Raw genomic sequence first — 25358 nt, 5'->3', positions numbered from 1 at the left:
ATCACTCACTGCATCGTGGCCGCAGGCCGCGATAACCCCGACTGGTGCCTTCTATGTCCACGACCTCTTTTGCCGAACTGGCCCTCTCCCCCGCTTGCAGCAGACCCTGAGCGAACTGGGCTATGCCGCACCGACCCCCATTCAGGCTCGCGCCATCCCCGTCATTCTGGCGGGGCGGGATCTGATGGCGGGGGCCCAGACCGGCACCGGCAAGACAGCCGCCTTTGTGCTGCCGCTGCTGGAGCAGCTGCTACAACAGCCACAAGCAGAGCCCCGCCCGATCCGCGCGCTGGTGCTGGTGCCGACCCGCGAGCTGGCGGTGCAGGTCGCCGAGAGCGTGGCGCGCTACGGGCAGGGCACCGGTCTCACCAGCACCCTGGTCTACGGCGGGGTGAGTATCGCGGCGCAGGTAGAGGCGCTTCAAGCCGGGGTGGATATCCTGATCGCCACCCCGGGCCGTCTGCTCGACCATCTGCGTCAGGGGGCGTTGAGTCTGGCCGCGCTGCGCCATCTGGTGTTTGACGAGGCGGACCGCATGCTCGACATAGGCTTTATGGACGAGATCAAGGCGCTGCTCAAACAGATCCCGGCGGATCGCCAGACCCTGCTCTTCTCCGCCACCTGCGACGACAACCTGTTTGCCCTCTGCAAGGTGCTGCTGCGCGACCCCGAGCTGATTGAAGTGGCACCGCGCAACACCACGGCGGCCGAGGTGGAGCAGCGGGTCTACACGGTGGACAGTGATCGCAAGCTGGCGCTGGTCGAACACATGCTGAAAGTGAAAGGGTGGGCACCGGCGCTGATCTTCAGCCGCACCCGCCAAGGGGCGGACAAGCTGGCTCAGCAGCTTGGCAAGGCGGGCATCAATGCGCTGGCCTTCCACGGCGATCTGTCGCAAAGCGCACGGGAGAAAGTGCTACTGGAGTTTCGCGCCGGCACCCTGCAGGCGCTGGTCGCCACCGACGTGGCGGCTCGCGGCCTCGATATCACGGATCTCAACTATGTGATTAACCTTGAGTTCCCGTTTGTGGCCGAGGATTACGTCCACCGCATCGGTCGTACCGGTCGCGCCGGCAACAAGGGGCTCGCCATTACCCTGTTCAGCCCGGAAGATGCGCCCCTGTTGGAGAAGGTGGAAGCTGTGCTCGACACCCGCTTGCCCCAGCAGTGGTTTCCGGGCTTTGAGCCGGATCTCACCCGCTTCGAGCCCGAGCCGCGCCGCAACAGCAAGGCGGCCCAGAAGCAGCGCGCCAGAAAGCAGGCCCTCGCTGGCAACAAGGGTGGCAAGGGCAAGCGTTAAACCTCCCCTGCGCCGCCAATAAAAAAACGCCCGCACGGGCGTTTTTTGTTATCTGACCAAAGCCAGCTCTTGGCGAGTAGCACCCTAGCGGGTCGCCAGCACCAGTGGCAGGGATCGCAAGATCTGCCGCTCCGCCTGGGTCGAGAGGATAAACATCACCATATAGCCGAGCCCCAGCGCCACGATAATCGCCACCACGTTGGCAGTGAACTCGGCCACCAGATAGTAGGCAGCGACCAGCGCCACTATGCCCGCCAGCCGGATCAGCAAACTCCGGGTAAAGTGGCCGTGAGCCTTGATATAGGCGAGCTGATAGCCGTTGAGCATCATAAAGATAAAGAAGATGGAGAAGTGGAACAGCACAGGCACCGCCCCCACGTAGTCGGCGGGGAAGAACAGCAACACCAGCGGTTTGCCCGCCAGCAGCATCAAGCCAAAGAAGGCCAGACTGACGATGGCGGAGAGGCGGAAGATCCAGCGGCGAATCAGCCTTATCTGGCGATGATCGCCATTGCGCAGATTGACCGCCAGCTCAGGCAGCACAAAGCGGTAGATGGGGAAGACAAACAAGGTGGTCATATAGGTGAAGATGGGGCGTACCACCACCTGAAAATCCCCCAGCTCGTCGATGCTGAAGTGGCGGATGGTGAGCAGCACAGTGATGTAAATCATCAGGATACTGGCCCCCGCCTCCAGCGAGGCGGTAAAGCTCTTCTTCACATAGCTCACCATCTCGGGGCCGAGCGCCACCTTGGCCAGCGGCTTGGTGGCAATAGCCCGACGACGCGAAACATACATATAACCGGCGATGGCGAGCGACGAGAAGGTCAGCCCGTAGAAGAGCGAAGCGAGCGCATCCATCCCGAGCCCAAAGTAGCAGGCCATAAACAGCAGACCGTTGGCCAGCGGCTCCAGCCAGGTGACCCGGTTGGAGAGCGCATACATCCGGTACATGGCCACCAGATTGGTGAAGTAGACCTTGAGCCCCAGCCCGAAGATGACCCCCACCAGTTGCAGATACTCCACCCGGATATGGAGCCCGTGCTTGATATAGGGGATCACCGCCCCCCAGGTGAGCAGCACGATGCCGATGAGGAAGTAGCGGAAGATATTGATGATGTCCCGATCGTTCTTGGTCTGGGAGTAGCTCACCACCATGGAGGAGCGAAAACCTGTCATCAGGATAAAGGAGAGGGAGATCAAATCCACCACGCTGTTGAACAGCGCCAGCTCCCCCTTGGCGACCCACTGCGCCAGCCACACCTTGAAGGCGAAGCCGATAACGATGCTGACCAGCGAGGCCCACATCCCGGTGATAAAGGCCTGCTTGAGGCGCGCGAGAGAGGCGTATTGCATAACGAAAATGGATAACTTTCAGGGAAAAGAGAGAGGGCCATCTTATGAAAGCCTCCCTCCCTTGAACAGCCTTAATCTCGCAGTGCCAACGCCCGCAATAAGTGGCCGCAGAAAAGCCGCAACAGCAAAAGGCCCGCTTATTTCCTGAAAGCGGGCGTTTTGTGGTGTGCCGTTATGGCTGCTGATTGCTGCGATGGCACGGCTTGCAGGCTGTCTGCCACACAGCAGCTATGACTGCGGCACCGCTTTGATCAACTCTTCATAGTGATCAATCAGCTCGGGGCCGTGCAGCGGCGAGTCGTGCCCGCCAATCACCGTCTTGATCGGCAGCTTCATCGCCTTGAGCCGCTCGATGGTCTGCGGATACTCCTTCACATTGGCAAAGCTCAGGTTGCCCAGCTTCTCCTTGAGGATGCAGTTGCCATAAAGCACCTGCTCGTCGGGGAAGTAGACAAAGATGCCGTCCGGCGTATGGGCCGGGCCTGCGTAGAAGGCGCGCACCTTGCCCTCTTGCAGGGTGAAGTCGCCATCGTGCACCACGTTGGGCAGCACCAGCGGCAGATCCGGGTACTCCGGCAGCCCCTTGCGGGTAAAGGCGACAATCTCGGCCCAGTCGCTCTTCATCAGATCCCGGGTCTGGCGTGTCGCCACCACCTTGGCCCCGATGGACTTCCAGTAGGCGTTACCGCCCGCCCGGTCGGTGTGGTAGTTGGTGTTGATCACCTCCAGCACCGGCTTGCTGCTGACTCTTTTTATCAGCTTGTGCAGCTCGCGAGCGGTATCCGGCGTCCAGGTCGCCCCCACCACAGTCACCCCCTTGGCCCCGAAATAGACCATGGAGTTCTCTTTGACGTAGTAGTTATCCTCCACCACATAGACAGGGCCACTCACCTGCTTAAGGGAGATCCCCGCCGCCCGCACGCTGCCCCCCCAGAAACTCGCCATCAGCACCACGGCCCCAGCCAATGTGCACTTCATCCAACTTTTCATCATCTTGCTCCCTCGAACCAACCGCCCCCTCGCCACCCCTGTGGCAAGCCGGGCCTTTTAAGCAGTGGGCAGAAGATACGGGGGATTTGTGAGGGGAAAATGAGGTTGTGTGAAGAGAAGGTGAAGTCTGGGGGAATGCAGAAAAATCAGGGGGGAATCGGCGACGAGCCACGACCAATATGGCGATTGACGGTGCGGGAAGTGGAGAGAGGTAGAGGCTCAAAACACGCAGTCAGCGCCTTGATGTAGGGACGATTAGCGCAGCGTAATCGTCCGTTTACCGCGATCGTCCGAATACTCTTAACTATTGGGTACATAACCTTATTTCTGCGAAGTTCAGCACACTCCATGACTTCATACGAGACTCATCAGGCAGTAGACTAAGTCAACTTTGATGGTGCAGCCCTGTTTATCTTAAGTGGAGTATTAATATGTTCAACGGAGTTCGTGTTTTCGATACTGTTTTAGATGGTAAAAATACAAGAGATATGGTTTCAAGAAACTCAGCTGATTTTTGGAAACCATTTTGTAAATCAGCAGGATGGAACTTTAATTATGAGCGGATCCATTCATTAAACGACCTTAAGTATTTTTTCTCAAAAAAAATCAAAGAGAATATTATTATCTTTTCAGGGCATGGTAATGAAAATGGCTTCTATTTTTCAAATGGAGATTGCCTTGATAAAAATACAGACACTTTCATTCCAGAAAAAAACCATGGAAAAGTAATTATATTTTCATCATGCCTAATTGGAAATAATGAGTGCACATCCAAAGCGTTAAAAGCATTTTTCTCCGCAGAAGCTCTTTTTTCATATCGGCACCTTATGTCAGATAGATTCTGCTTTTTAAATGAATCCATACTACTCTCCTCTATAGAACATAAGTTCAACCGAGGTAAAAACAGCTTTACAGAAAACGACTTTAGGGAGTTTCAGACTCAGACTAACTTTATGAAAAACATGAATGAAAAACATGTGAAACTACATCCAATGGTTATGTTTTAAACCTTCACGCCATCTATTAATTAATTTATTTCAAGATGATAAAAAACACCCACTTGTAATACAAGTGGGTGTTTAGACCGATCATCATCGAACACGTCAAAATATTTAACTCACAACAGCAATCACCCCAACGGCGGCGTGCGTGGCGGCACCTTGCGCTTGCTGCCGGTGGACTCGAAGGCCGAGGCGAAGCGCAGCAGGTTGTTGTCGTCATAGGCGCGACCGGCGAAGGTCAGGCCCACCGGCATACCGATATCGGCCATGATGCCCATGGGGACGGTAACGGTCGGCACGCCGAGGTGGCGAATGGCGAGGTTGCCGTTGGCAACCCAGATGCCGTTGCTCCAGGCGATATCGGCGGAGGCCGGATTCACATCCGCATCAGCCGGGGCGACGTCGGCGACGGTGGGGAACAGCACGGCGTCGAGCTTGAGCCCATCCATCCAGTCTTCCAGATCCAGCTTGCGAGTCTTCTCCAGCCCACGCAGGCCGTCCGGCACTGTGGCGATCTCGTCCCAGGATTTCAGGCCGCGCTTGGCCATATTGACGTACTCGTCCATGCCCGCCGCCAGATCGCCCTCGCGGTTCGGCAGGGTACCCGGATCGTGGGGGAAGATCTTCGGCCCATCGACATCGGCCAGCTTGTTGAGCTTGGGATCGCCGTTGGCGCGCAGGAAGTCGTCGAACGCCCAGCCGGAGAGCTCCCACAGCTCGTCGTTGAGAAACTCCGGGCTCACGATGCCGCGATTGAACACGGTCGGCGCGCCGGGTCGGTCCCCTTCGCAGTTGGAGACCAGCGGGAAGTCCACTTCGATAACTTCGGCGCCAGCGGCTTCCAACGCCTTGCGCGCATCTTCCCAGAGGGCAATCACGGTCTCGCGGGTATGGATGCGCTGACCGGTCGGGCCGCCGATACCGGGGTTTTCGCTGGTGCCGGCCAGTTCATCCTTGTTGATAAACATGCGCGGCACGCCGAGGCGCTTGCCCTTGAGGGCATCGGGCTTGGCAGCCAGATCCAGATAGGAAGCCGGACGCACTTCAGAGGCCTTGGGCAGCTGCACCCAGGGCTGCATGCGCCACAGATCGCCACGGGTGTCGGCATCGTCGGCGACCACTACGTCGAGCACTTCCAGCAGATCATTCATGGTGCGGGCATAGGGCACCACCACATCCATGGTCGGGGTCAGCGGCCAGTTGCCGCGCACCGAAATCACGCCACGGGATGGGGTGTAGGCACACAGACCGTTGTTGGAAGCCGGGCCACGGCCGCTCGACCAGGTCTCTTCCGCCAGACCAAAAGCGGAGAAGCTGGCGGCGGTGGCGGTACCGGCACCGTTGGAGGAGCCGGAGGCAAACGGCGCGGTCAGGTAGTCGGCGTTGTAGGGGCTCTCGGCACGGCCATAGACGCCGCGCTGCATGCCGCCATTGGCCATCGGCGGCATATTGGTTTTGCCAAGGCAGATGGCGCCGGCGGCGCGCAGGCGCTCAACGGTAAAGGCATCGCGCTGGGCCACCAGATCCTTGAAGGCCGGGCTGCCGGAAGCGGCGGTCAGCCCCTTGACCAGATAGCTGTCTTTGGCGGTGTAGGGGATGCCGTCGAGCGGGCTCAGGGTCTCGCCACGGGCGCGGCGGGCATCGGAAGCCTCGGCCTCTTTCAGCGCATCGGGATTGGCGACCACCACGGCGTTGAGTTTGGTGGCAGTCTCGGGGCCGTTGTAGGCCTCGATCCGGGCCAGATAGGCCTTGACCAGTTCGACCGCTGTGGTGCGGCCTGATTCGAGCGCGGCACGCAGCTCGGCAATGGAAACCTCGGTCACTTCGATCATTTTGATCTCCTGTAAAAGGGTGACTGTTTGTCATGATGATCGCCGCATCAGCGCCTGCGACCATCACACCATCAAGAGATAAAACCCCACGGCGTGGGGTTTTGAATACTAACTAGAACCGGTTTACGACCCGTCGCGAGAGGCCGTCAGCAAGGTGAAGAGCAGCGCAGGAACCGGAGCGTATAAACATACGTGAGGCTTCCGAGCAGCACATGAGCCTTGATCACGGCTTCGCAGCAGGATCGTCATCCGGTTCTTATTTGCCGGACGGGATCTGTTGTGTAATGCAGTGGATATTGCCACCGCCCAGCAGGATCTCGCGGGCCGGTACGCCGATCACGGTGTGATCCGGGAAGATCTCTTCCAGAATGCGCTGGGCTTCGCCATCGGTGGCGGCATCCAGCAGCGGATAGACGATGCGATCGTTGGTGATCAGGAAGTTCACATAGGAACCGGCCAGACGGCCTTCTGCCTCGCGCGGTACACCGGTTCCGCTCTCGACACCGGCAGACTCCTCTTCAGTGCAGAACAGCGGGCCCGGCTGGGGCAACTTCCACACTTTCAGCTTGCGACCCTTGGCATCGACCGCCGCTTCCAGCACCTTGAGGGCGGCCACGGAGCGGGCGTACTGGGGATCGTTCTGATCGTCAGTCCAGTGCAGGGCCACTTCACCCGGACGCACGAAGCAGCACATGTTGTCGATGTGGCCGTCGGTTTCATCCATATAGACGCCTTCGTCCAGCCAGATAAAGCTGGTGACGCCCAGATAGTCGCGCAGGTGAGCTTCGATCTGCTCTTTGGTCAGGTGCGGGTTGCGGTTTTCGTTGAGCAGACACTCGGCGGTGGTCAGGCAGGTGCCTTCGCCATCGACGTGGATGGAGCCCCCTTCCAGAATCAGCGGCGCATCGTAGCGAGCCATCTCGTGTTGGGTCAGCATCTGGGCTGCCACTTCCTCATCCTGATTCCACGGGTAGTAGAGACCGCCCTTGTGGCCGCCCCAGGCGTTGAAGCCCCAATCCACGCCACGGCACTCGCCAGCCGCGTTGGTAACGATGGTCGGGCCGGTATCGCGGGCCCAGCAGTCATCGCTGTCCATTTCAACCAGGGTGACGTGAGCGGGCATGATGGCGCGGGCCTGCTCCATAAACTGGGCCGGTACCCCCATAAAGACCGGGGTGGCGCCACCGATGGCATCGGCCACCTTGGCGAAGGTCTCTTGCGCGAAGCGACCGGCTACGCGCCAGTTGTCCGGGCGAAACGGCCAGATCATCCAGACGGCCTGCTGGTGCGCCCACTCGGCGGGCATGGTGAAGCCGTCGGCGGCCGGCGTGGAGTTAATGGTCTTGATGCTCATCGCAAGGCTCCTTGCATGGATTGAGGCCCCCGTTTACGCCAGATGCGGCGCGGGAACCCGGAAAAATAAGAGTGGGTCGCAGATTAAGACGTTGCGCCCCCATCCATCAAATGAATAGGATGGATTGTCCCATAAACACGGCGAATAATCCCCCCATGAAACTGCACCAGCTCGACCTCAATCTGCTGCTCGCATTTGACGCCCTGATGACGCAGGGCAGCGTCACCCGCGCCGCCGAAGCGCTCTTTATCAGCCAGCCCGCCATGAGCCACTCCCTTAACCGGCTGCGCACCTTTCTCGGCGACCCGCTTTTGGTACGCACCCCGCAGGGGATGCTGCCGACCCCGCGCGCCCAGCGGCTGCATCTCGGGGTGCAGCAGGCGCTGCGGCTGCTGGAGCAGCAGCTCACCGAGGAAGAAGAGTTCGAGCCGAGCCAGTCGAAGCGGCGCTTCGTGCTCTGCACCACAGATTACGTGGAGTGCGTGCTGATCCCGCCGCTGATCCAGCGACTCAGAGGGCTGGCGCCCGGGGTCACCATCGAGATCCGCATCCTGCGCGACACCCTGCCCGAAGCCGAGCTGGCAAGCGGCGAGATCGATCTGGTGCTGGGGTTTGACGAGTACATGCAGGTGCCGGGGTATCTCGGCAAGGAGACCTGGCTCACCGAGCCGCTGGCCGGGCTGGTACGCGCCGATCTGCCCATTGCCAAATCGGCCCCCGCCGGTGCCGAGGATGACCCCTCCCAGTGGCAGGAGCGCATCACCCTGCCGCAGCTCATCGCCATGCCCCATGTGTTCCACTCGCCGCTAGGTACCTCGGAGGCAAGCCTCGACCGCTATCTGAAGAGTCAGGGCTTTAGCCGCACCATCTCGGTCAACAGTCAGAGTTATATGTCCGCCGCCGCCATTGTCAGCCAGAGCGATCACCTGCTGGTGCTGCCCAGCATGGTGGCCGAGCTGCTCGCCACCCACTGGCCGCTGAAAAGCCTGCCGCTGCCCGCAGACGTGCCGGATTACCACCTAAACTGCGTCTGGCACCCCGTGCATGCCCAGCAACCCGCACTGGTGTGGCTGAAAGATTTGATGAAAGAGCTGGTGGGGCCGAGGTAACCCTCCCGCAAACAACAGTGGCTCCCGAGGGAGCCACTGTTGTTTCTGCGGTATCGCGTTACGCCCGCAGGGCCCGCATCAGCTGGGCGACTACGTCGTCGAGCAGGGGGCGATCGGGGCGGCACTGGGCGAAGGTGACCAGCCCTTGCAGGTTGATCAGCAGCAGGGCAGTGAGGGTATGGATATTGCTATCCGGGGCCAATTCACCCTTGGCCTGCGCCTGCGTCAGCAACTCGGCCAGATCCTGCTCCAGCTCGCCATAGATCCCCTTGACCCGCTGGGTCAGCTCCTCATCCTGCTCGCTCAGCTCCATCATGGTGCGGGTCACCAGACAGGAGCCGCAGAGCGCCTCACCCACAATCCGGTCGAGATAGGCCGCAAGGCCCGCCAGCGGGCTCGGGTTGTCGAGCAGGGAGCGGCGCAGGGTGCGTTTGCCCTCGACATAATGATCCACCGCAGCCAGCAGCAGGCCGCGCTTGTTGCCAAAGGCGCCGTAAATGCTGCCCGGGTGCAGGCCGGTAGCGGCCACCAGCTCCTGCATGGTGGTCTTGGCATATCCCTTGGCGCGAAACGCTTCCATGGCATTTCGCAGTACCTCGTCCCGATCAAACTCGGCTATGCGCATGGTTCCTCCCGTGGGAAATGGTTCACCGGCAAGGGGCAACAGGGCCCGCCGATAAAGAGTGGCTGGAAAGGGCGGCAAGTTTACCCCAGCCGCCCGCTCGGGCCAACCTTCTTGAACGCGCATTCAAAAAAGCTTGCACCTGACGCAAAAAACGTCTTGAATGCACGTTCAAGAATAACCCGTTCAGGACAACCTATCATGAATACCCTGTTTCAGCCGTATCGACTCAATGACACTCTGACCCTGGCCAACCGTTTCATGATGGCCCCACTCACCCGCTGCATGGCAGGCCCAGGTCTGGTGCCGACCGAGCAGATGGCTGCCTATTACGGCCGCCGCGCCGACATCGGCCTGATTGTTTCCGAGGCCGTCATCATCCGCCCCGACGCGCAGGGTTACCCCAATACCCCGGGCCTCTTCACCCAGGCGCAGATCGATGGCTGGAAGAAAGTGACCAGCGCCGTGCACGCCAAGGGCGGCAAGATCTTCGCCCAGCTGTGGCACGTCGGTCGCCTCTCCCACCCCTTCTTCCATCAGGCTGAAGTGTTGGCCCCCTCTGCCGTGGCGCACGAGGGCACAGTGCCCCGCATGCGCGAGCTGACCTATCAGGTGCCACGCGCCCTGACCGAGGCCGAAATCGCCCAGCTGGTGCTGGATTACGCCCAAGCCGCAGCCAACGCCATCGAGGCGGGCTTTGACGGGGTGGAGATCCACGGCGCCAACGGCTACCTGATCGACCAGTTCCTGCACCACTCCACCAACCTGCGCACCGACAACTACGGCGGCAGCCCGGAAAAGATGAGCCGCTTCGCGCTGGAAGTGGTCGATGCCATCAGCGCCCGCATCGGCGGTGATCGGGTTGGTATTCGCCTCTCCCCGGGTGCCTATGTCCATCTGGCGGGCAGCCCGGAAGATCGCGCCGTGTTCGACTATCTGCTGGGCAAGCTCAACGATCGCCCGCTGGCCTATATCCACCTCGGCATCTTTGATGACAACCTCACCTTCGATTATCTGGGTGGCCGCGCCTCCGACTATCTGCGCGCCCACTACAAGGGCAATCTGGTCGGGGTGGGCAACTACGACGCCGAGCGCGCCGCTGCGGCCATCGAGGCTAACCGCTTCGATCTGGTGGCTATCGGTCGTCCACTTATCGCCAACCCGGACTACCTCACCAAGGTGAAGAAGGGAGAAGCGCTGGTGCCCTACGCCGACACCATGCTGGCTGAGCTGGTATAACCACGAAGCCATCGCCAGACAACAGGCAATAAAACGAGGGGAGCTGTTGCTCCCCTCGTGCTATCTGGCTGATGCGCTGATCAGTTGGTGCGGATGCTTAATTGGTACGAAACAGCGCCTCAATGGAGAGCCCCTGGCTCAGCAGGATCTCCCGCAGACGACGCAGCCCCTCCACCTGGATCTGGCGTACCCGCTCGCGAGTCAGACCAATCTCGGCCCCCACATCCTCGAGGGTAGCCGGCTCATAACCCAACAGACCAAAACGACGGGCCAACACTTCCCGCTGCTTGGGGTTGAGCTCCTCCAGCCAGTGGACAATGCTGCTGCGCATATCATCTTCCTGTGACTCCAGCTCAGGCCCCATGCCGCGCTCGTCGGAGAGCACATCCAGCAGCGCCTTGTCGCGATCGCCGCCTATGGGGGTGTCCACCGAGGTGATCTTCTCGTTGAGTTTGAGCATGCGGTTCACATCATCCACCGAACGATCCAGCGCGAAGGCGATATCCTCGGCGGTCGGCTCGTGATCGAGACGGTGAGAGAGTTCGCGCGCGGTGCGCAGGTAAACGTTTAACTCTTTGACCACATGAATGGGCAGACGGATGGTGCGGGTCTGGTTCATGATGGCCCGCTCGATGGTCTGGCGGATCCACCAGGTAGCATAGGTGGAGAAACGGAAGCCGCGCTCGGGGTCAAACTTCTCGACCGCGCGGATAAGACCGAGGTTGCCCTCTTCGATGAGATCCAGCAGCACCAGGCCACGGTTGTTGTAACGGCGGGCGATTTTCACCACCAGTCGCAGGTTGGACTCGATCATGCGCTTGCGGGCGGCTTTGTCACCTCGCAAGGCACGACGGGCGTAGTAGACTTCCTCTTCGGCAGTGAGCAGCGGGGAGAAACCTATCTCCCCCAGATAGAGTTGCGTGGCATCCATCACCTTGTTCAGCTCAGGTGCCAGCAACTCATCAGAGATAGTCTCGTCCGCCTCGGCGGCTACCTCCTGCAACTCTTCTACTTCATGAGATTCGGGTTCAGCGTCAAACTCTAACTCTGCATCCTGCATTACCAGTTGTTCTTGGCTCATGGTGTGTCTCCCTGACGTTACCAGAGTAAGACGGTCTCTCTGGGGTTAACGCTTTGGCAAATAGCTCATCGGATTGATCGACTTGCCTCTGTACCGGATCTCGAAATGCAATCGCACATCCGGCGCGTCCGTGCTACCCATGTTGGCAATGACCGAGCCCCCCTTGACGCTGTCCCCTTCCTTTACCCGCAACTCGTCGTTGTGTGCGTAAGCGGAGAGATAGTCATCATCATGCTTGAGGATAATCAGCTTGCCGTACCCCCTTAAAGCACTGCCAGCGTATACCACTTTACCGCTGCTGGCGGCGTAGACGGGTTGCCCCTTCTGGCCGGCTATGTCGATCCCCTTGTTACCCTGTTCTGCAACAGAGAACCCCTCGACAATCCGGCCTTTTGCGGGCCAGTGCCAAGCAAGTCTCGACTGGGAGTTGTTTATTTTTTGTTCTTTGGACTGAGCGTATTCCTTCGGTGCTGCCGGAGCAACGGATTTCTGAGAGATGAACGGCGTGGTCTGACCAGATCCACTCGGCTCGGCCAACGGACGCGGACCGCTGCTCGGACGGCTCACGGCCACCGGCGTCACGGTTGCCGGACGAGTCGCAGCCACCATCTGGGTCGAACCGCCGCCTGCGGTCTGGACATTGAGCACCTGACCCGGTTGCAGTGCATAGGGGGCGCTCAGGTTGTTGCTCTGGGCCAGCGCCTGCGGTGTCATGCCGAACTGGCGGCCAATGCTGCTCAGGGTATCGCCGCGGCGCACCTCATAGGTCCCGGCACTGCGGCTGCTGCTCATGCTGGCGCTGGAGCCATCGAGTCGCAGTCGCTGCCCCGGATAGATGTTGTAGGGCGGGCTGATGTTGTTGAGGCTGGCCAGCGACGGCACGTCGTTGCCTGAGTTGAAGGCGATGGAGTAGAGGGTATCACCCCGTTTCACCACATAGCTGCCGCCCTGAATGGGGGCGCTGACCTGGGCACCGCTTTGGCGAGCCGGAATGGTCGAGACAAACTGCCCCTCATCAACACCATCTACCGGAGCTGCATTTTTACTGGAGGAGCAGGCAAGCAGCAGCCATGACAACACCACGACACTGCTTCCTTGCCAAATACGCGAACGCATAATGGATCCTTAACGACTAAACCAGAAATAGGCCACCACGGCCAGACCAATACAGAGCCAACCGAGCACATCTACGTAGTGCATCAGTTTGCGTTCCATCTTCTCGCCACCCCAGCGCATCAGGCCCGCAACCAGGAAAAAGCGCATGCCACGACCGATGAGGGAGGTGATGATGAAGGGCAGCAGAGCCATTTGCAACAACCCTGCCGTCACGGTAAACACCTTGTAGGGGATAGGGGTGAAGCTGGCAATGAAAATGACCCAGATCCCCCACTGCTCAAACCAGTTGCGAGCGATTTCGATCTTGTCCTGATAGCCCACAGACTCCACCAGTGGCAGCACGACCGGATCCCACAGGGCATAGCCAAGGGCATAGCCAAACAGGGCGCCCAGCACAGAGAAGACGGTAGCCAGCGTGGCGTAGTGCCACGCCTTGTGGGGCTTGGCGAGCGCCATCGGTGCCAGCATCACGTCCACCGGGATCGGCCAGAATACCGACTCAATGAAAGCGGTGATGGAGAGATACCAGGGGGCATGCTTGTGGCGAGCCCACTGCATCACCAGTACGTACAAACGGGAAAACAACTTCACTCAACATCTCCGTCAATCAGGGGAACAAAACGTACCGGCTCCAGAATACGGCTGGTCAGCTGGGATCCGGATCGTTCGATCAGCTGCAGGGTCTGCTGGCTGTCACCCACGGGCAACACCAGTCGACCCCCTTCGGCCAGCTGATCGGTCAGTGCCGTCGGGATCTCGCTCGCAGCGGCCGTCACCAGAATGGCGTCATAAGGCCCCTTGTTGGGCCACCCCAGCCAGCCGTTGCCGTGCTTGGCCGAGACATTGTGCAGATCGAGCTGGCGCAGTCGGCGTCGGGCCTGGAACTGCAGCGACTTGATCCGCTCCACGGTATAAACATGCTCCACCAGATGGGCGAGGATCGCCGTCTGGTAGCCCGAGCCAGTGCCAATCTCCAGCACATGGGCCGGATTGTTTTGTATCAGCAACTCGGTCATTCGCGCCACCATATAGGGCTGCGAAATGGTCTGGCCGTGGCCAATGGGCAGGGCGGTGTTGTCCCACGCCTTGTGCGCCATGGCCTCGTCCACGAACAGCTGGCGCGGCACTTTCGCGATGGTCGCCAGCACGCGAAAATCGCGAATATCCTGCGCAATGAGCTGATTTAACAGGCGCTGTACTATCACACCACCCTCATCCCTGCAGATCTAACCAGGCCCCCAGACCGGCGAGACTGTCATAGGCAGTCATATCGATGGTCAGGGGGGTAATCGAGACATAGCCCTGCTCGATGGCAGCAAAATCGGTACCGTCACCGGCATCCTGCTGGCTACCGGGGGGACCGATCCAGTAGATGGGCTGGCCACGGGGATCCTCGGTGCAGATCACCGACTCCGCCCGGTGGCGATTGCCAAGGCGGGTGGTCTTGATCCCCTTGATCTGCTCGAGGGGCAAGTCCGGCACGTTGACGTTGAGGATCTGATCGGCAGGCAGGGGGTGTTTCATCAGCCCCTTCACCAGCAAGGCCGCATAGTGGGCCGCCGTGGCGAAGTGGGTCTTGCCCACCAGCGAGATGGCGATGGAGGGGTAGCCAAGATGGCGCCCCTCGGTGGCCGCGGCGACCGTCCCCGAGTAGATGACATCATCCCCCAGGTTGGCGCCGTGGTTGATACCGGCCACCACCATGTCGGGTTCAGGACGCACCAGCTCGTTGACCGCCAGATGCACGCAGTCGGTCGGCGTCCCCTTCACCGCATAGCTCTCGCACCCATTAAAGCCGTTTTCTGCAATGCGGGTAACCCGCAGCGGTACTTCCAGCGTCAGGGAGTGACTCGCGCCGCTGCGGTTGCGATCCGGCGCCACCACAATGACCTCGCCGCAGGCACGCAGCGCCTCGCTGAGGGCACGAATGCCCTCGGCATGCACACCATCATCATTACTGACCAGAATTCGCATCGGTCTGATTCCTGAAACCGTGATCGGCCTCTTCGGCCTGCATTAACTCGCGCACCACGCTGGTGGCAAACGCGCCCGCCGGCAGGAAGAAGGAGAGGGTCAACGCCTTGCCGTCCAGCTGCCAGCTCATCTGCTCCGGCTTGAGCAGCAGGGGGCGCCTGTCCTGATCCAGCCCGGCTTTCTCCAGCCCGTCACACCAATCGCTGTAAGGAGCCAGCACGCCCTGTTCGAACTCGGCAGCGGCGCCCTGACTGGCCAGGCGGCCACGGCCCCACTGGGGGGCGGTGAGCTGCACGTCGCCGGAGGCAAGACGCGCTTCCAGCTCGGGGGTCACGCTCTCTTCGCTGAAGATGGAGTGGCTGCCCTTGAGCATCACGCAATCACCGGCCAGCAGCTGATGAGCCAGCCCCTGCTCGATACGGGCGCTGACAATGGCGTTGAACAGCATGCTGCGGGCGGCAGAGAGGTAGAGGGAGCGCTTGTTGCGATCCTTGATCCGCTTGCCGGCAAACATCGCCTTGGCCGCTTCCAGGTTGTTGCCATCGCGGCCAAAACGCTGCTCACCATAGTAATTGGGCACGCCCTGAGTGGCGATGGCCTGCAGGCGCGCTTCCAGCCCGTCGGCCTGTTCCAGACCGGTGAGACGCAGGGTGAAGTGGTTGCCCTTGAGGTAGCCAACCCGCAATTTGCGGTTGTGACGCCTGGCTTGCAGGATCTGGATGCTGTCGCTCTCGATGACCGACAAATCCGGCTCGGCCTTGCCCGGCAGGTGAATGCCAAACCACTGCTCGGTCACCGCGTGGCGATCCTTCAGGCCCGCCCAGGTCACCGCATTGCGGTTGACCCCGGCCGCATCGGCCAGCAGACCCGCCACCCAGGCGGTGTTCTCGCCGGTTTTGCGCACCCGGACGAAGATATGCTCCCCTTCCCCGCAAGGCTCGAAGCCGAGATCTTCATTGACCACGAAATCGGCGGCCTCGGCCTTGAGGATACCGCGGGCAGTGGGCGCCCCGTGCAGATAGGCAAGTTGTTCCAGCATTATTGTTTCACCAGTAGGACGACGGCTTCGGTGGCGATCCCTTCCTTGCGCCCCGTAAAGCCAAGCTGTTCGGTGGTGGTCGCCTTGACGTTCACCCGGTTCAAATCACATTGCAGATCGGCGGCCAGCACGGCGCACATGGCGTCGATATGGGGGGCCATTTTGGGGGCCTGGGCGATGATGGTCACATCCAGGTTGCCGATGGCATACCCCGCCTTCTGTACCCGGGCAAAGACATCACGCAGCAGAATGCGACTGTCGATCCCCTTGAACTCGGCAGCGGTATCGGGGAAGTGGCGACCGATGTCACCGGCACCGATGGCCCCCAGCAGGGCATCGCTCACCGCGTGCAGCACCACATCGCCGTCAGAGTGGGCAACCAGCCCCTGCTCGTAGGGAACCGGCACGCCACCCAGCATGCAGGGGCCAACACCACCAAATTTATGAACATCAAAACCATGACCAATGCGCATCATCAGCGGCAACCTCCCAACATGCTGAAACCAACCCCATCAATTTTGTGTACGTCCACACCATGTCCAATCCGGATCATGCTAACTCCTTGTTCGGGCCTGTTTGTTCGAGACACTCTGCTCTGAACGGTCTGTTCTGACTGAGGGGCTTATGCCTGCTGGCTTAAAAACAGCCCCGCCAGCGACAAGTCTTCCGGCCGGGTCACTTTGATATTGTCGGCGCGCCCCTCCACCATCCGCACCGTGAATCCGGCCCGCTCCATGGCGGAGGCCTCGTCGGTGATGGTGGCGCCCAGCAGCAGCCCCTCTTCGAGCGCCCGTTTCAGGGCACGGGTCGGGAACATCTGCGGCGTCAGGGCATGCCAGAGCTGCTCGCGCTCGACGGTAGCGATGATATTGCCCTCCCCATCGGAGCGTTTCATGGTATCGCGCACCCGACTGCCGAGAATGGCACCGCCACAGTTCATGGCCGTGGCAATCAGCGCATCGAGATCGCCGTGAGTCAGGCAGGGGCGGGCCGCATCGTGCACCAGCACCCACTCCCCTTGCGCCACATGGAGACCATTGAGGACGGAAAAGGCGCGCTCGGCGCCTCCCTCTACCCGCACAATGCGCGGGTCGGCCGCTACGGGCAGGGCCTCGAACCAGCGGTCATGGGGCGCAAGCGCCACGATCACCTGGGCGATGGCCGGGTGGGAGAGCAGCCGCTCCAGGGTATGTTCGAGAATGGTTTTACCCGCCAGTTGCAGGTACTGCTTGGGGCAATCGGCCCCCATCCGGCTGCCGATACCGGCGGCAGGGACGATCGCCGTCAGGCCGGATACCCGGCTGGCATCAGTCATCGTAGGGCTCATCGTCCGGCGCAGTCTCTTTGTTTTTCTCTTTGGGGATGATCCGGTAGAAGGTCTCCCCCTGCTTGATGTAACCCAGATCGTTGCGCGACAACTCCTCGATGGCCTCGAGGCCAGAGGTGAGATCATCTATCTCGCGGTAAATGAGGTCGTTACGATCCTTGAGAGTCTGGTTGTCCCGCTGTTGCTGCGAGATGGCCTCCGACAGGTTCTGATAATCGGATAGCCCGTTCTTCCCCAGCCAGAGGTCATATTGCAGTCCCCCCAGCAGGAGGATCAGGATCAGGGTGAATAGCCGCATGCACTAGGTCTCCTTCAGGCGGCCTAGTGTCCCATATTCGGTGCCAAGACAAAAGAAAGCGAGCACCCGGGAGCCACCGGCCGAACATAAAAAAGTGCCCAAGAGTGAATCAGATAGCACAAAGCCCCACCAAACCGGTGCAAGGATGGCCAACCAGGGCGCTCCTTGTCCGGGGGCGGGGCTCTCAATCAGAAAGCGGTAAGGGGGATCAGTTCACCACGACTGGTTCTCCCGCGCTCTCGGCCGGGGTGTTGTACTCCTCCTCGGCATCGTGGAAACGCTCCAGCATCGCTTTTGAGGGCGCTTCGCCCAGCAGACTGCCCACCACGATGGCCAGCAGTGCGAACAGGAAGCCCGGAATGATCTCATACAGCCCCAGCCAGCCGAACTGCTTCCAGACGATGACGGTGATGGCACCGACCAGCATGCCCGCCAGCGCGCCGTTGCGGGTCATTCGCGGCCAGAGCACAGAGAGCAGCACCACGGGACCAAAGGCGGCACCGAAACCGGCCCAGGCGTAGCTCACCAGCCCCAGCACCCGGTTTTCCGGATTCATGGCGACGGCGATGGCAATCACCGCGATCAGCAGCACCATCAGGCGCCCCACCCACACCAGCTCACGCTGGGAGGCATTCTTGCGCAGGAACGGCTTGTAGAGATCCTCGGTAATGGCGCTGGAGCAGACCAGTAATTGACAACTTAGCGTGCTCATTACCGCCGCCAGAATAGCGGAGAGCAGCACACCGGCGATCCAGGGGTTGAACAGGATTTTGGAAAGCTCGATAAAGACCCGCTCCGGGTTGCCGGTCACCCCAGCCGCCACTTCCGGGAAGCGGGCGAAGTAGGCCAGACCGAAGAAGCCGATGGCCACCGCGCCTGCGAGGCAGAACACCATCCAGGTCATGCTGATACGGCGGGCATTGGCCATGGAGTGGTGGGAATCAGCCGCCATGAAACGGGCCAGAATGTGGGGCTGACCGAAGTAACCAAGGCCCCAGGCCATCAGCGAGACAATGGCGATCACATCCAGATTCTTGAACATGTCGAGGTTGGTGGCGCTCTTGGCGGCCACCTCGATCATGGCGCTATCCACCCCGCCGACGGCGATGATGACGAAGACCGGGGTCAGGATCAGGGCAAAGATCATCAGGGTCGCCTGCACCGTGTCGGTCCAGCTCACCGCGAGGAAGCCGCCGAAGAAGGTGTAGGTGATGGTGGCGGCGGCACCGACCCAGAGGGCGGTGTTGTAATCCATGCCGAAGGTGCTCTCGAACAGACGGGCACCGGCCACCACGCCGGAGGCGCAATAGATGGTGAAGAAGAGCAGGATCACCAGCGCCGAGAGGATGCGCAGCACCTTGCTGTGATCTTCAAAGCGATAGGTGAAATAGTCCGGCAGGGTCAGGGCGTTGCGGTTCTTCTCGGTATGTACCCGCAGGCGACCCGCTACCCAGCGCCAGTTGAGGTAGGCGCCGATGACCAGACCGATGGCGATCCAGCTCTCGGAGATGCCGCTGACGAAGACGGCGCCGGGCAGCCCCATCAGCAACCAGCCGCTCATGTCGGAAGCACCGGCAGAGAGAGCGGTGACCCAGCTCCCCATTCGGCGGCCGCCCAGAATGTAGTCATCAAAGTTGCGGGTGGCGCGATAGGCGACGAAGCCGATCAACACCATCCCGAGGATATACACCAGGAAGGTGATTAACATGGGTGTGCTAGCTGTCATGCAAAACTCCGTTTTGTGTCATTTTCTGCCCGCTCTGGTGACGGGCTCATCCCTAAAAAACCGGCCTAGCTTAATCAGCCGTTCGCGCCAGCTCAACCACTTTTAACAAACACAAAACACAATAAAAACCTTTGCGCATCAAATCATCTGCCGCATCAAGAGGATGGCGCCAGATTTCCTGCCGTTGCCGTGATGGTCATCTCGCAGCGCCAGCCGCTACTGAGCGTTATGTTTTCACATTTTGTTACTATCCATTTTTTTACAAGCCAGCGCCCCGCTCCTACACTCCCCGCCCTGTCTCATCACACCAGTCAGAGGTCGGCACCATGTCATCTCATCTGTCACACCTGCGAACCCTCGCCCGCCGCCTTCATCCGGTGGAGGAGTCGGGTCATCTCATCCGACGGGCCAAGTATGTGGGGCGTCTCTGGCTCAATCCCGGCGCCCGCGCCCTCTATCGCCAGCAGCAGGAGCAACCGCTGCTGGCGCAGGCGATCAGCCGCTTCCCCGATATTCTGGAAAAGCCGATCCACCCCTATCGCCACAAGGGGCTCAGCAGGCGCCTGCGAGCCGGGCTTATCAGCGGCCACTACCAGCAGCTGGCACGTCAGCTGCCCAAGGCGCAACAACTGGCAATCTACAGCGGGCACGGCCTGCTGCTGGCCCAGTGGCAGAGCGACAAGCTGACGGCACCGCTGACCCTGCAACTGGATTACCAAACCCACATGGGCAAAGAGGGGGAGATGAGCCTGACCCTCAAGCTGGGTGACGCGGCCCTCTATTACATGGCCCTCAATCTGCGCCCTACACCCAGCCCGACCCTCGAGATCTGCTCGCTGCAGGGCGGCAAGGGGCAGAGCGAGGAGATCAAGCTGGTCACCAAGGCGTGCGGCGGGCTGCGCCCCATGTCCCTGCTGGTCTATATGGCCGCCGAGCTGGCCCGGGGGCTGGCGTGCAAGAGCCTGCTCGGGATCCGCACCCAAAGCCACGTCTATCAGAGCAGCAAGCGCACCGCCGATCGGGTCAAGTTCGACCTCGACGGTTTGTGGCAAGAGCATCAGGGTTGCGTGCAGGATGAACCCTGGATGAGCCTGCCGCTGGAGGTGCCCCGCAAGACGCTGGAGGAGATCCCCTCCCGCAAGCGGGCCAGCTACAAGGCGCGCTATCAGCTGCTCGATCAGCTTGGCAGCGAGCTGCAGGCAAATCTGCTGCGAAGCTGAGTCAACCTAGCAGAAACAAAAAGGGCGAACAGCATGCTGTTCGCCCTTTGTCATGACGGGGATTTACCGTTAGCGGTTGATCGCCATCGGCATGCCGTTGCGCTGCTCCAGCGCCTGCTTCACCAACTGGGAGTCGCTGTCGGCGTGGGCAATGAAGCGGGTCTCCGCCGGGGTCATCGGCAGCGGTGCCGGCAGCTTGGAGTTGAACTCCTCTTCGCTGCGCGACAGCGGCTGGTGCACTTCCAGATAGCGGACGCCGTTGGGCTCGAGAGAGGCCTTGATCGGCTGGTTGACGAACTGGACGCGGGTACCGACCGGTACCTGCTTGAACAGGTAGGCGATGTCGTCGTTGCGCAGACGCACGCAACCGTGGCTCACCCGCAGGCCGATGCCGAAGTTGGCGTTGGTGCCGTGGATGGCGTACATCTTGCCGATGTAGAGGGCAAACAGACCCATGGGGTTGTCCGGACCGGCCGGCCAGACCGCAGGCAGGCTCTCGCCACGGGCGGCATATTCGGCATGCATCTTGGCGGTCGGGGTCCAGGTCGGGCCCGCTTTCTTGCGCTGCACGCTGGTCACCCAGTTTTCCGGGGTGTCGGTGCCGAGCTGGCCGATGCCGATGGGCAGCACTTCCACCACTTTTTTACCCTTGGGGTAGTAGTAGAGGCGCATCTCGGCCACGTTCAGCACGATCCCTTCACGGGGTGCATCCGGCAGGATCAGTTGCTGGGGGATCACCAGCTTCTCGCCGGTCTGTACCAGCAGGGGATCCGCATCGGGGTTGGCTTCGGTCATGTTGGTGAGCCCCAGCTGGAATTTGGCCGCAATGGCCTCCAGCGGCTGGCCGTTCTCTTCGGCCGGAACCACGTATTCCAGATTTTCCCCTACCAGACGGCTGTTGGCCGCAGGCAGAGCATATTCAACAGCGAAAACCGGCGCAGCGGTCAGCAGCAGGCTGTAGCAGAGTGTTGCCACACTATTGCGAAGGAGCTTCATAACTTTCCCATGATGATGACTTGAAGTGACGTCTCTGGGCTGGCAGCTGATCAAGAGGGGATCAGGGGCGCGAAGAGAAGGCCGCCATTTTTCTCCTCTGCACGGCAAATTTCAACTGACAAGTGGCGACGGGTCGATGATTAATATGCGGTTTTTTCCGCGTCCCCGACCCGTCCGGTTTCCCTGTTTATCCCCGTTGCCAGGCACGCATATCGTAACCTGTGGGAGATTGATGCAACCGCAGATGAAATTGCTCAATGATGGCGAAGATATGGTCGAAAATATCGGCCTGGATCCCTTCGTAATCGGCCCATGCGGTAGTCGCGGTGAAGCAGTAAATTTCCAGCGGCAAACCGTCTGACGTGGGCGCCAGCTGGCGCACCATCAGGGTCATGTCCTTGCGAATGCCGGGGTGGGCGCGCAGGTAGGCATCCAGATAGGCGCGCAGGGTGCCGAGGTTGGTGAGGTGACGACCGTTGATGGGGCAGCTCAATGCATCGCTCAGCTGCTGATTGTAGGCGCTCAGCTCCTGCTCCTTGCGACTGAGATAGGGAGCCAGCAGTTGGGCCTGCTTGAGCTGCAACTGCTCCTCGGCCGTCAGAAAGCGCACGCTGGTCATGTCGATATTGACGCTGCGCTTGATGCGGCGGCCGCCCGACTCGGTCATCCCCTGCCAGTTCTTGAAAGAGTCGGAGATCAGGGCATAGGTGGGAATGGTGGTGATGGTCTTGTCCCAGTTCGACACCTTGACCGTGGTAAGCCCGATGTCGGTCACCTCACCATCGGCGCCGTACTTGTCCATCTGCAGCCAGTCACCGACGCTCAGCATCCGGTTGGCGGAGAGCTGTATCCCCGCCACCAACCCGAGGATGGGGTCCTTGAATACCAGCATCAGCACTGCGGTCATGGCGCCCAGACCGCTGAACAGGAACAGCGGCGACTTGCCGAGCAGCAGGGCGATCATCAGGATGCCCACCAGAATGCTGCCTACCAGCTTGGCCCCCTGGAAGATGCCGCGCAGGGGCAAATCCCGACCAAGGCGGGTGTAGCGGCTCACCGACAACAGGCAGTCGAGCAGGGCAAAGAAGGCCAGCAGCAGGAACAGCAAAATCCAGAGCTGGGCCACCATCTCGATAAGCTTGAGGCTATCCGATTGACGGGGCAGCCAGATCTCCGCCTGACCGAGCAGCACGGCCCCTTGCAGCACAAAGGCGAGCCGGTTGAAGAGGCGCTGTTGCAGCTGGGGCGGCAGCCATACCTGCTTGGCCTTGCCGAGGATCCCCACCAGCCGGACCAGCAGCACCCGGTGCAGCGCCATGTGCAGCAGCAACGAGGTGATGACGATAAAGCCCAGCGCGATCACCAGCGCCATCATGCTGGTCACTTCCACCCCAAGGCCCGACAACCAGTTAAAAAACGCCTCTTTCATTGCTCTCTCCCGAACCGGGCAGCCCGCTGGCTGCAAAAACAGTGGTGGTCAGGGTACCGCTCCCCTCCCCCATGTCAAATCGGCGTATGCCAGAAATGACAACGCCCGGCACTGGCCGGGCGTTGTTTCAAAGCGAGGCTGACTTAGCAGACCAGGCTCAGGGCATCGCGAGCGATAACCAGCTCTTCGTTGGTCGGGATCACCATGGCACAACGGCTGTCAGCGGTAGTGATGCGACCTTCGCCACCCAGTACCGCGGCGTTGTTGGCCTCTTTGTCCACCTTGAAGCCAAACAGAGCCAGACGGTTCAGCACCATCTCGCGCACCATGGCGGCGTTCTCACCGATACCACCGGTGAAGACCACGGCGTCCAGACGACCGTCCATCGCAGCGGCATAGGCGCCGACATACTTGGCCACACGGTAGGTGAAGACATCCAGCGCACGCTTGGCACCGGCGTCGGTGGCGTAGTTGGTGGTGACGTAGCGGCAGTCGCTGCTCGCTTCTGTCATCCCCAGCAGACCGGACTCACGGGTCAGGGTGTGGTTGATCTGCTCCACGCTGTAACCGAGCTGGTCGTGCATGAAGAAGACCACGGCCGGATCGATATCACCGGAGCGGGTACCCATCGCCAGACCTTCCAGCGGAGTCAGACCCATGGAGGTGTCTACGGATTCGCCGTTCTTGATGGCGCAGACAGAGGCACCGTTACCCAGGTGGCAGTTGATGATGTTCAGTTCATTCAACGGCTTGCCCAGCTCTTTTGCGGCTTCTTCCGCAATGTAGCGGTGAGAAGTACCGTGGGCACCGTAACGACGGATGCCGTGTTCGCGGTAGAGCTTGTGCGGCAGCGCATAGAGGTAGGCCTCTTGCGGCAGAGTCTGGTGGAAAGCGGTGTCGAAGACGGCCACGTTCTTCTCGGACAGCTGCGGGAACACTTTCAGCGCGGCGCGAATACCGATGAGGTGCGCCGGGTTGTGCAGCGGAGCGAACGGAATGGCGGCTTCGATACCGGCGATCACGCCGTCATCGATACGCACGGAGCGGGAGAACTGCTCGCCACCGTGTACGATGCGATGGCCGATGGCCACCAGTTGCTCGGCAAGAGTCGGATCCTGCGGCAGGATGTGACCCACGATATGGTCGAGGGCCTCCTGGTGAGCGGCACCCGCTCCCAGCATGGCTTCGCCCTTGACCCCGTGGAGTTTCCATTTGATACGTGCATCATCCAGATTGAAGCATTCGGCCAGGCCGGACAGCATGTCCTCACCTGTTTCGGCGTCCATTACGGCAAATTTCAGGGAAGAGCTACCGCAGTTAAGGATCAATACCAACTTGCTCATTTTCTACATCTTCCTGTGCTTCGGCTTTATGCCGACAGTGTCGTGTCATCCAAAAGAGGATGGGATTCCCCTGCCGGGGGCTTATGGTCGCAGGAGGGTGCGTCCAATTTTTCAATTCTTGCTCTTGAAAGAGTCATCGCAACTTGTGGTGCGTATCACTGGTTTCAATGCTTGCGAGTCTCAACGCATCAGCTACGCAGGGCTCGCTTTAATGGGAATGCTCAGGCGATAGCCAGCAGATCCTTGTGTACCTTGACCACCAGCTTCTTCACCTTGGCGGGCTGGTTGAAGGTACAGAGCGGGCGGTGCAGCTCGCCCGGCCAGAAGATGGCGAAATCGCCCGGTTGCAGCGCCAGATAGCTGGTCTGCTCGTCATCGACAAACCAGAGGTCGGGATGGGGATGGTCAGCGCCGTCGCTCACGTAGTCGTGGGGGCCCACACCTATCCACTCTTCACCGCGCAGCAGCAGCTGGATATCGAGATACTGCTGATGGAATTCGCCACGGCGATCAGCGGCTGGCTCGGTCAGATCCTCGCTCACCAGACAGAACAGGTTGAGGCCATCGATCTCGGTCTTGCCGAGCGGAGCGTCACCCCAGTGCGCCACGCTCTTCACCACCTCAGCCATAATGCGGGCCAGCGGGGCGGGCAGCGGCGTCCGCTGCAGGGTGTTCAGGCTACCGGTGATCATGGCGTCTGTTTCCTGTTAGGTATATCTGGGCGGCATCTTTGCCAGCCAATGAAAAAGGACCTGTGACAGGTCCTTCAATAATGCCGCCTGCAATCCGTGCAAACCGGTTTAGAGCTTTTGCTCATGTTCAGCTATATGGGCACTGTTACACACTCGTCAGCACCTTGCCAAGAGACATAATCCCATTTTCATAGTGATCGTACCAGCTGAAACCATATTATTCACCACCCTTTCCCCCTCGACTTTGACCAGACGCAAAAACGGGCGCATCAGCGCCCGTTTTTTTCGCAAAACCGTTTAACAACCGGTTTCAT

General features: G+C 60.3%; 23 protein-coding genes and 1 pseudogene. 5 read left to right on the top strand and 19 right to left on the bottom strand.

Going from position 1 to position 25358, the window contains the following annotated elements; genetic code table 11:
- Positions 1 to 53 precede the first annotated feature (53 nt).
- Positions 54 to 1300: pseudogene (locus ACTG27_RS21040) on the top strand (DEAD/DEAH box helicase).
- Positions 1301 to 1384: 84 nt separating this feature from the next.
- On the opposite strand, the gene ACTG27_RS21035 reads toward ACTG27_RS21040, so the two are convergent.
- Both ACTG27_RS21035 and cphA read right to left on the bottom strand, forming a co-directional pair.
- Positions 1385 to 2656: a lipopolysaccharide biosynthesis protein gene (locus ACTG27_RS21035; protein ID WP_439980350.1), complete on the bottom strand. Its 1272-nt coding sequence runs from the start codon at positions 2654 to 2656 to the stop codon at positions 1385 to 1387.
- Between the two features lie 228 nt (positions 2657 to 2884).
- On the bottom strand, positions 2885 to 3649 hold the full coding sequence (cphA, locus tag ACTG27_RS21030; RefSeq protein WP_245148366.1) for a CphA family subclass B2 metallo-beta-lactamase: 765 nt from the start codon (positions 3647 to 3649) through the stop codon (positions 2885 to 2887).
- A gap of 428 nt (positions 3650 to 4077) precedes the next feature.
- Here cphA and ACTG27_RS21025 point away from each other — a divergent pair, with 428 nt between their 5' ends.
- Entirely contained in the window at positions 4078 to 4653 is a 576-nt protein-coding gene (locus ACTG27_RS21025; protein WP_439980349.1) for a hypothetical protein, read from the top strand.
- A 122-nt stretch (positions 4654 to 4775) separates the two neighbouring features.
- Here the strand turns inward: ACTG27_RS21025 and ACTG27_RS21020 are convergent, their stop codons facing one another.
- Positions 4776 to 6479 carry an amidase gene (locus ACTG27_RS21020; protein WP_439980347.1) on the bottom strand — a complete coding sequence of 568 codons (1704 nt, stop codon included), beginning with the start codon at positions 6477 to 6479 and terminating at the stop codon, positions 4776 to 4778.
- Between the two features lie 256 nt (positions 6480 to 6735).
- Positions 6736 to 7833 (bottom strand): agmatine deiminase, encoded by a 1098-nt coding sequence (gene aguA, locus ACTG27_RS21015; RefSeq protein WP_236320183.1) that lies wholly within the window; start codon positions 7831 to 7833, stop codon positions 6736 to 6738.
- A gap of 155 nt (positions 7834 to 7988) precedes the next feature.
- Between aguA and ACTG27_RS21010 the strand changes: the two genes are divergently transcribed.
- Positions 7989 to 8942, top strand: a complete 954-nt coding sequence (locus ACTG27_RS21010) for a LysR family transcriptional regulator (RefSeq protein WP_267518515.1) — start codon at positions 7989 to 7991, stop codon at positions 8940 to 8942.
- A gap of 58 nt (positions 8943 to 9000) precedes the next feature.
- Here ACTG27_RS21010 and ACTG27_RS21005 read toward each other — a convergent pair whose 3' ends face one another.
- Positions 9001 to 9567 (bottom strand): TetR/AcrR family transcriptional regulator, encoded by a 567-nt coding sequence (locus ACTG27_RS21005; protein WP_005335495.1) that lies wholly within the window; start codon positions 9565 to 9567, stop codon positions 9001 to 9003.
- Positions 9568 to 9765: 198 nt separating this feature from the next.
- Between ACTG27_RS21005 and ACTG27_RS21000 the strand changes: the two genes are divergently transcribed.
- Entirely contained in the window at positions 9766 to 10803 is a 1038-nt protein-coding gene (locus tag ACTG27_RS21000; protein ID WP_160881992.1) for an alkene reductase, read from the top strand.
- A 97-nt stretch (positions 10804 to 10900) separates the two neighbouring features.
- On the opposite strand, the gene rpoS is transcribed toward ACTG27_RS21000, so the two are convergent.
- From rpoS to putP, 10 genes are all read right to left on the bottom strand, one after another.
- A complete protein-coding gene (rpoS, locus tag ACTG27_RS20995) occupies positions 10901 to 11884 on the bottom strand; it encodes an RNA polymerase sigma factor RpoS (RefSeq protein WP_005335504.1) in 984 nt (327 codons plus the stop codon).
- Between the two features lie 45 nt (positions 11885 to 11929).
- Complete coding sequence (locus ACTG27_RS20990; RefSeq protein ID WP_108542329.1) at positions 11930 to 13000, bottom strand: LysM peptidoglycan-binding domain-containing protein; 1071 nt, start codon at positions 12998 to 13000, stop codon at positions 11930 to 11932.
- A 9-nt stretch (positions 13001 to 13009) separates the two neighbouring features.
- Positions 13010 to 13591 (bottom strand): YqaA family protein, encoded by a 582-nt coding sequence (locus tag ACTG27_RS20985; protein ID WP_005354505.1) that lies wholly within the window; start codon positions 13589 to 13591, stop codon positions 13010 to 13012.
- Positions 13588 to 14205, bottom strand: coding sequence for a protein-L-isoaspartate(D-aspartate) O-methyltransferase (locus ACTG27_RS20980; protein ID WP_439980346.1), 618 nt, complete (start codon positions 14203 to 14205; stop codon positions 13588 to 13590). The genes ACTG27_RS20985 and ACTG27_RS20980 overlap by 4 nt, the downstream gene beginning before the upstream one ends.
- A gap of 7 nt (positions 14206 to 14212) precedes the next feature.
- On the bottom strand, positions 14213 to 14974 hold the full coding sequence (gene surE / locus ACTG27_RS20975) for a 5'/3'-nucleotidase SurE (RefSeq protein ID WP_040068372.1): 762 nt from the start codon (positions 14972 to 14974) through the stop codon (positions 14213 to 14215).
- Positions 14955 to 16013, bottom strand: a complete 1059-nt coding sequence (truD, locus tag ACTG27_RS20970) for a tRNA pseudouridine(13) synthase TruD (protein WP_100652906.1) — start codon at positions 16011 to 16013, stop codon at positions 14955 to 14957. The genes surE and truD overlap by 20 nt, the downstream gene beginning before the upstream one ends.
- Positions 16013 to 16489 (bottom strand): 2-C-methyl-D-erythritol 2,4-cyclodiphosphate synthase, encoded by a 477-nt coding sequence (gene ispF, locus ACTG27_RS20965; protein ID WP_005335518.1) that lies wholly within the window; start codon positions 16487 to 16489, stop codon positions 16013 to 16015. Before ispF ends, truD begins: the two co-directional genes overlap by 1 nt.
- Positions 16490 to 16635: 146 nt before the next feature.
- On the bottom strand, positions 16636 to 17328 hold the full coding sequence (ispD, locus tag ACTG27_RS20960; protein ID WP_100652904.1) for a 2-C-methyl-D-erythritol 4-phosphate cytidylyltransferase: 693 nt from the start codon (positions 17326 to 17328) through the stop codon (positions 16636 to 16638).
- Positions 17321 to 17638 carry a cell division protein FtsB gene (gene ftsB / locus ACTG27_RS20955; RefSeq protein ID WP_439980345.1) on the bottom strand — a complete coding sequence of 106 codons (318 nt, stop codon included), beginning with the start codon at positions 17636 to 17638 and terminating at the stop codon, positions 17321 to 17323. Before ftsB ends, ispD begins: the two co-directional genes overlap by 8 nt.
- 208 nt (positions 17639 to 17846) lie before the next feature.
- Entirely contained in the window at positions 17847 to 19364 is a 1518-nt protein-coding gene (gene putP / locus ACTG27_RS20950) for a sodium/proline symporter PutP (protein WP_439980344.1), read from the bottom strand.
- Positions 19365 to 19690: 326 nt separating this feature from the next.
- Between putP and ACTG27_RS20945 the strand changes: the two genes are divergently transcribed.
- Entirely contained in the window at positions 19691 to 20584 is an 894-nt protein-coding gene (locus tag ACTG27_RS20945; protein ID WP_439980343.1) for a VirK/YbjX family protein, read from the top strand.
- A gap of 69 nt (positions 20585 to 20653) precedes the next feature.
- On the opposite strand, the gene ACTG27_RS20940 is transcribed toward ACTG27_RS20945, so the two are convergent.
- The 4 genes from ACTG27_RS20940 to ACTG27_RS20925 form a co-directional block, all read right to left on the bottom strand.
- Complete coding sequence (locus ACTG27_RS20940; RefSeq protein ID WP_439980342.1) at positions 20654 to 21580, bottom strand: L,D-transpeptidase family protein; 927 nt, start codon at positions 21578 to 21580, stop codon at positions 20654 to 20656.
- A 187-nt stretch (positions 21581 to 21767) separates the two neighbouring features.
- A complete protein-coding gene (locus ACTG27_RS20935) occupies positions 21768 to 23009 on the bottom strand; it encodes a mechanosensitive ion channel family protein (RefSeq protein WP_101529604.1) in 1242 nt (413 codons plus the stop codon).
- A gap of 143 nt (positions 23010 to 23152) precedes the next feature.
- Positions 23153 to 24352, bottom strand: a complete 1200-nt coding sequence (locus ACTG27_RS20930) for an acetate kinase (protein ID WP_005354534.1) — start codon at positions 24350 to 24352, stop codon at positions 23153 to 23155.
- Positions 24353 to 24573: 221 nt separating this feature from the next.
- Positions 24574 to 25044: a YhcH/YjgK/YiaL family protein gene (locus tag ACTG27_RS20925; RefSeq protein ID WP_019445320.1), complete on the bottom strand. Its 471-nt coding sequence runs from the start codon at positions 25042 to 25044 to the stop codon at positions 24574 to 24576.
- Positions 25045 to 25358 lie beyond the last annotated feature (314 nt).

The sequence above is a fragment of the Aeromonas sp. 97A genome (assembly GCF_051919185.1).
GTDB lineage: Bacteria > Pseudomonadota > Gammaproteobacteria > Enterobacterales > Aeromonadaceae > Aeromonas > Aeromonas veronii.
This window is presented reverse-complemented; position numbering and strand designations above follow the sequence as displayed.

What these genes read in the sequence shown, in the direction of transcription:
- ACTG27_RS21025 (WP_439980349.1), top strand. Translation starts at nt 4,078, where the DNA reads ATGTTCAACGGAGTTCGTGTTTTCGATACTGTTTTAGATGGTAAAAAT.
- ACTG27_RS20925 (WP_019445320.1), bottom strand. Translation starts at nt 25,044, where the DNA reads ATGATCACCGGTAGCCTGAACACCCTGCAGCGGACGCCGCTGCCCGCC.
- cphA (WP_245148366.1), bottom strand. Translation starts at nt 3,649, where the DNA reads ATGATGAAAAGTTGGATGAAGTGCACATTGGCTGGGGCCGTGGTGCTG.
- ACTG27_RS20930 (WP_005354534.1), bottom strand. Translation starts at nt 24,352, where the DNA reads ATGAGCAAGTTGGTATTGATCCTTAACTGCGGTAGCTCTTCCCTGAAA.
- ACTG27_RS21020 (WP_439980347.1), bottom strand. Translation starts at nt 6,479, where the DNA reads ATGATCGAAGTGACCGAGGTTTCCATTGCCGAGCTGCGTGCCGCGCTC.
- ACTG27_RS20945 (WP_439980343.1), top strand. Translation starts at nt 19,691, where the DNA reads ATGTCATCTCATCTGTCACACCTGCGAACCCTCGCCCGCCGCCTTCAT.
- truD (WP_100652906.1), bottom strand. Translation starts at nt 16,013, where the DNA reads ATGCTGGAACAACTTGCCTATCTGCACGGGGCGCCCACTGCCCGCGGT.
- putP (WP_439980344.1), bottom strand. Translation starts at nt 19,364, where the DNA reads ATGACAGCTAGCACACCCATGTTAATCACCTTCCTGGTGTATATCCTC.
- ACTG27_RS20990 (WP_108542329.1), bottom strand. Translation starts at nt 13,000, where the DNA reads ATGCGTTCGCGTATTTGGCAAGGAAGCAGTGTCGTGGTGTTGTCATGG.
- ACTG27_RS21010 (WP_267518515.1), top strand. Translation starts at nt 7,989, where the DNA reads ATGAAACTGCACCAGCTCGACCTCAATCTGCTGCTCGCATTTGACGCC.
- ispF (WP_005335518.1), bottom strand. Translation starts at nt 16,489, where the DNA reads ATGATGCGCATTGGTCATGGTTTTGATGTTCATAAATTTGGTGGTGTT.
- ACTG27_RS21000 (WP_160881992.1), top strand. Translation starts at nt 9,766, where the DNA reads ATGAATACCCTGTTTCAGCCGTATCGACTCAATGACACTCTGACCCTG.
- ispD (WP_100652904.1), bottom strand. Translation starts at nt 17,328, where the DNA reads ATGACTGATGCCAGCCGGGTATCCGGCCTGACGGCGATCGTCCCTGCC.
- aguA (WP_236320183.1), bottom strand. Translation starts at nt 7,833, where the DNA reads ATGAGCATCAAGACCATTAACTCCACGCCGGCCGCCGACGGCTTCACC.
- rpoS (WP_005335504.1), bottom strand. Translation starts at nt 11,884, where the DNA reads ATGAGCCAAGAACAACTGGTAATGCAGGATGCAGAGTTAGAGTTTGAC.
- ACTG27_RS21005 (WP_005335495.1), bottom strand. Translation starts at nt 9,567, where the DNA reads ATGCGCATAGCCGAGTTTGATCGGGACGAGGTACTGCGAAATGCCATG.
- ftsB (WP_439980345.1), bottom strand. Translation starts at nt 17,638, where the DNA reads ATGCGGCTATTCACCCTGATCCTGATCCTCCTGCTGGGGGGACTGCAA.
- ACTG27_RS20935 (WP_101529604.1), bottom strand. Translation starts at nt 23,009, where the DNA reads ATGAAAGAGGCGTTTTTTAACTGGTTGTCGGGCCTTGGGGTGGAAGTG.
- ACTG27_RS20940 (WP_439980342.1), bottom strand. Translation starts at nt 21,580, where the DNA reads ATGAAGCTCCTTCGCAATAGTGTGGCAACACTCTGCTACAGCCTGCTG.
- surE (WP_040068372.1), bottom strand. Translation starts at nt 14,974, where the DNA reads ATGCGAATTCTGGTCAGTAATGATGATGGTGTGCATGCCGAGGGCATT.
- ACTG27_RS21035 (WP_439980350.1), bottom strand. Translation starts at nt 2,656, where the DNA reads ATGCAATACGCCTCTCTCGCGCGCCTCAAGCAGGCCTTTATCACCGGG.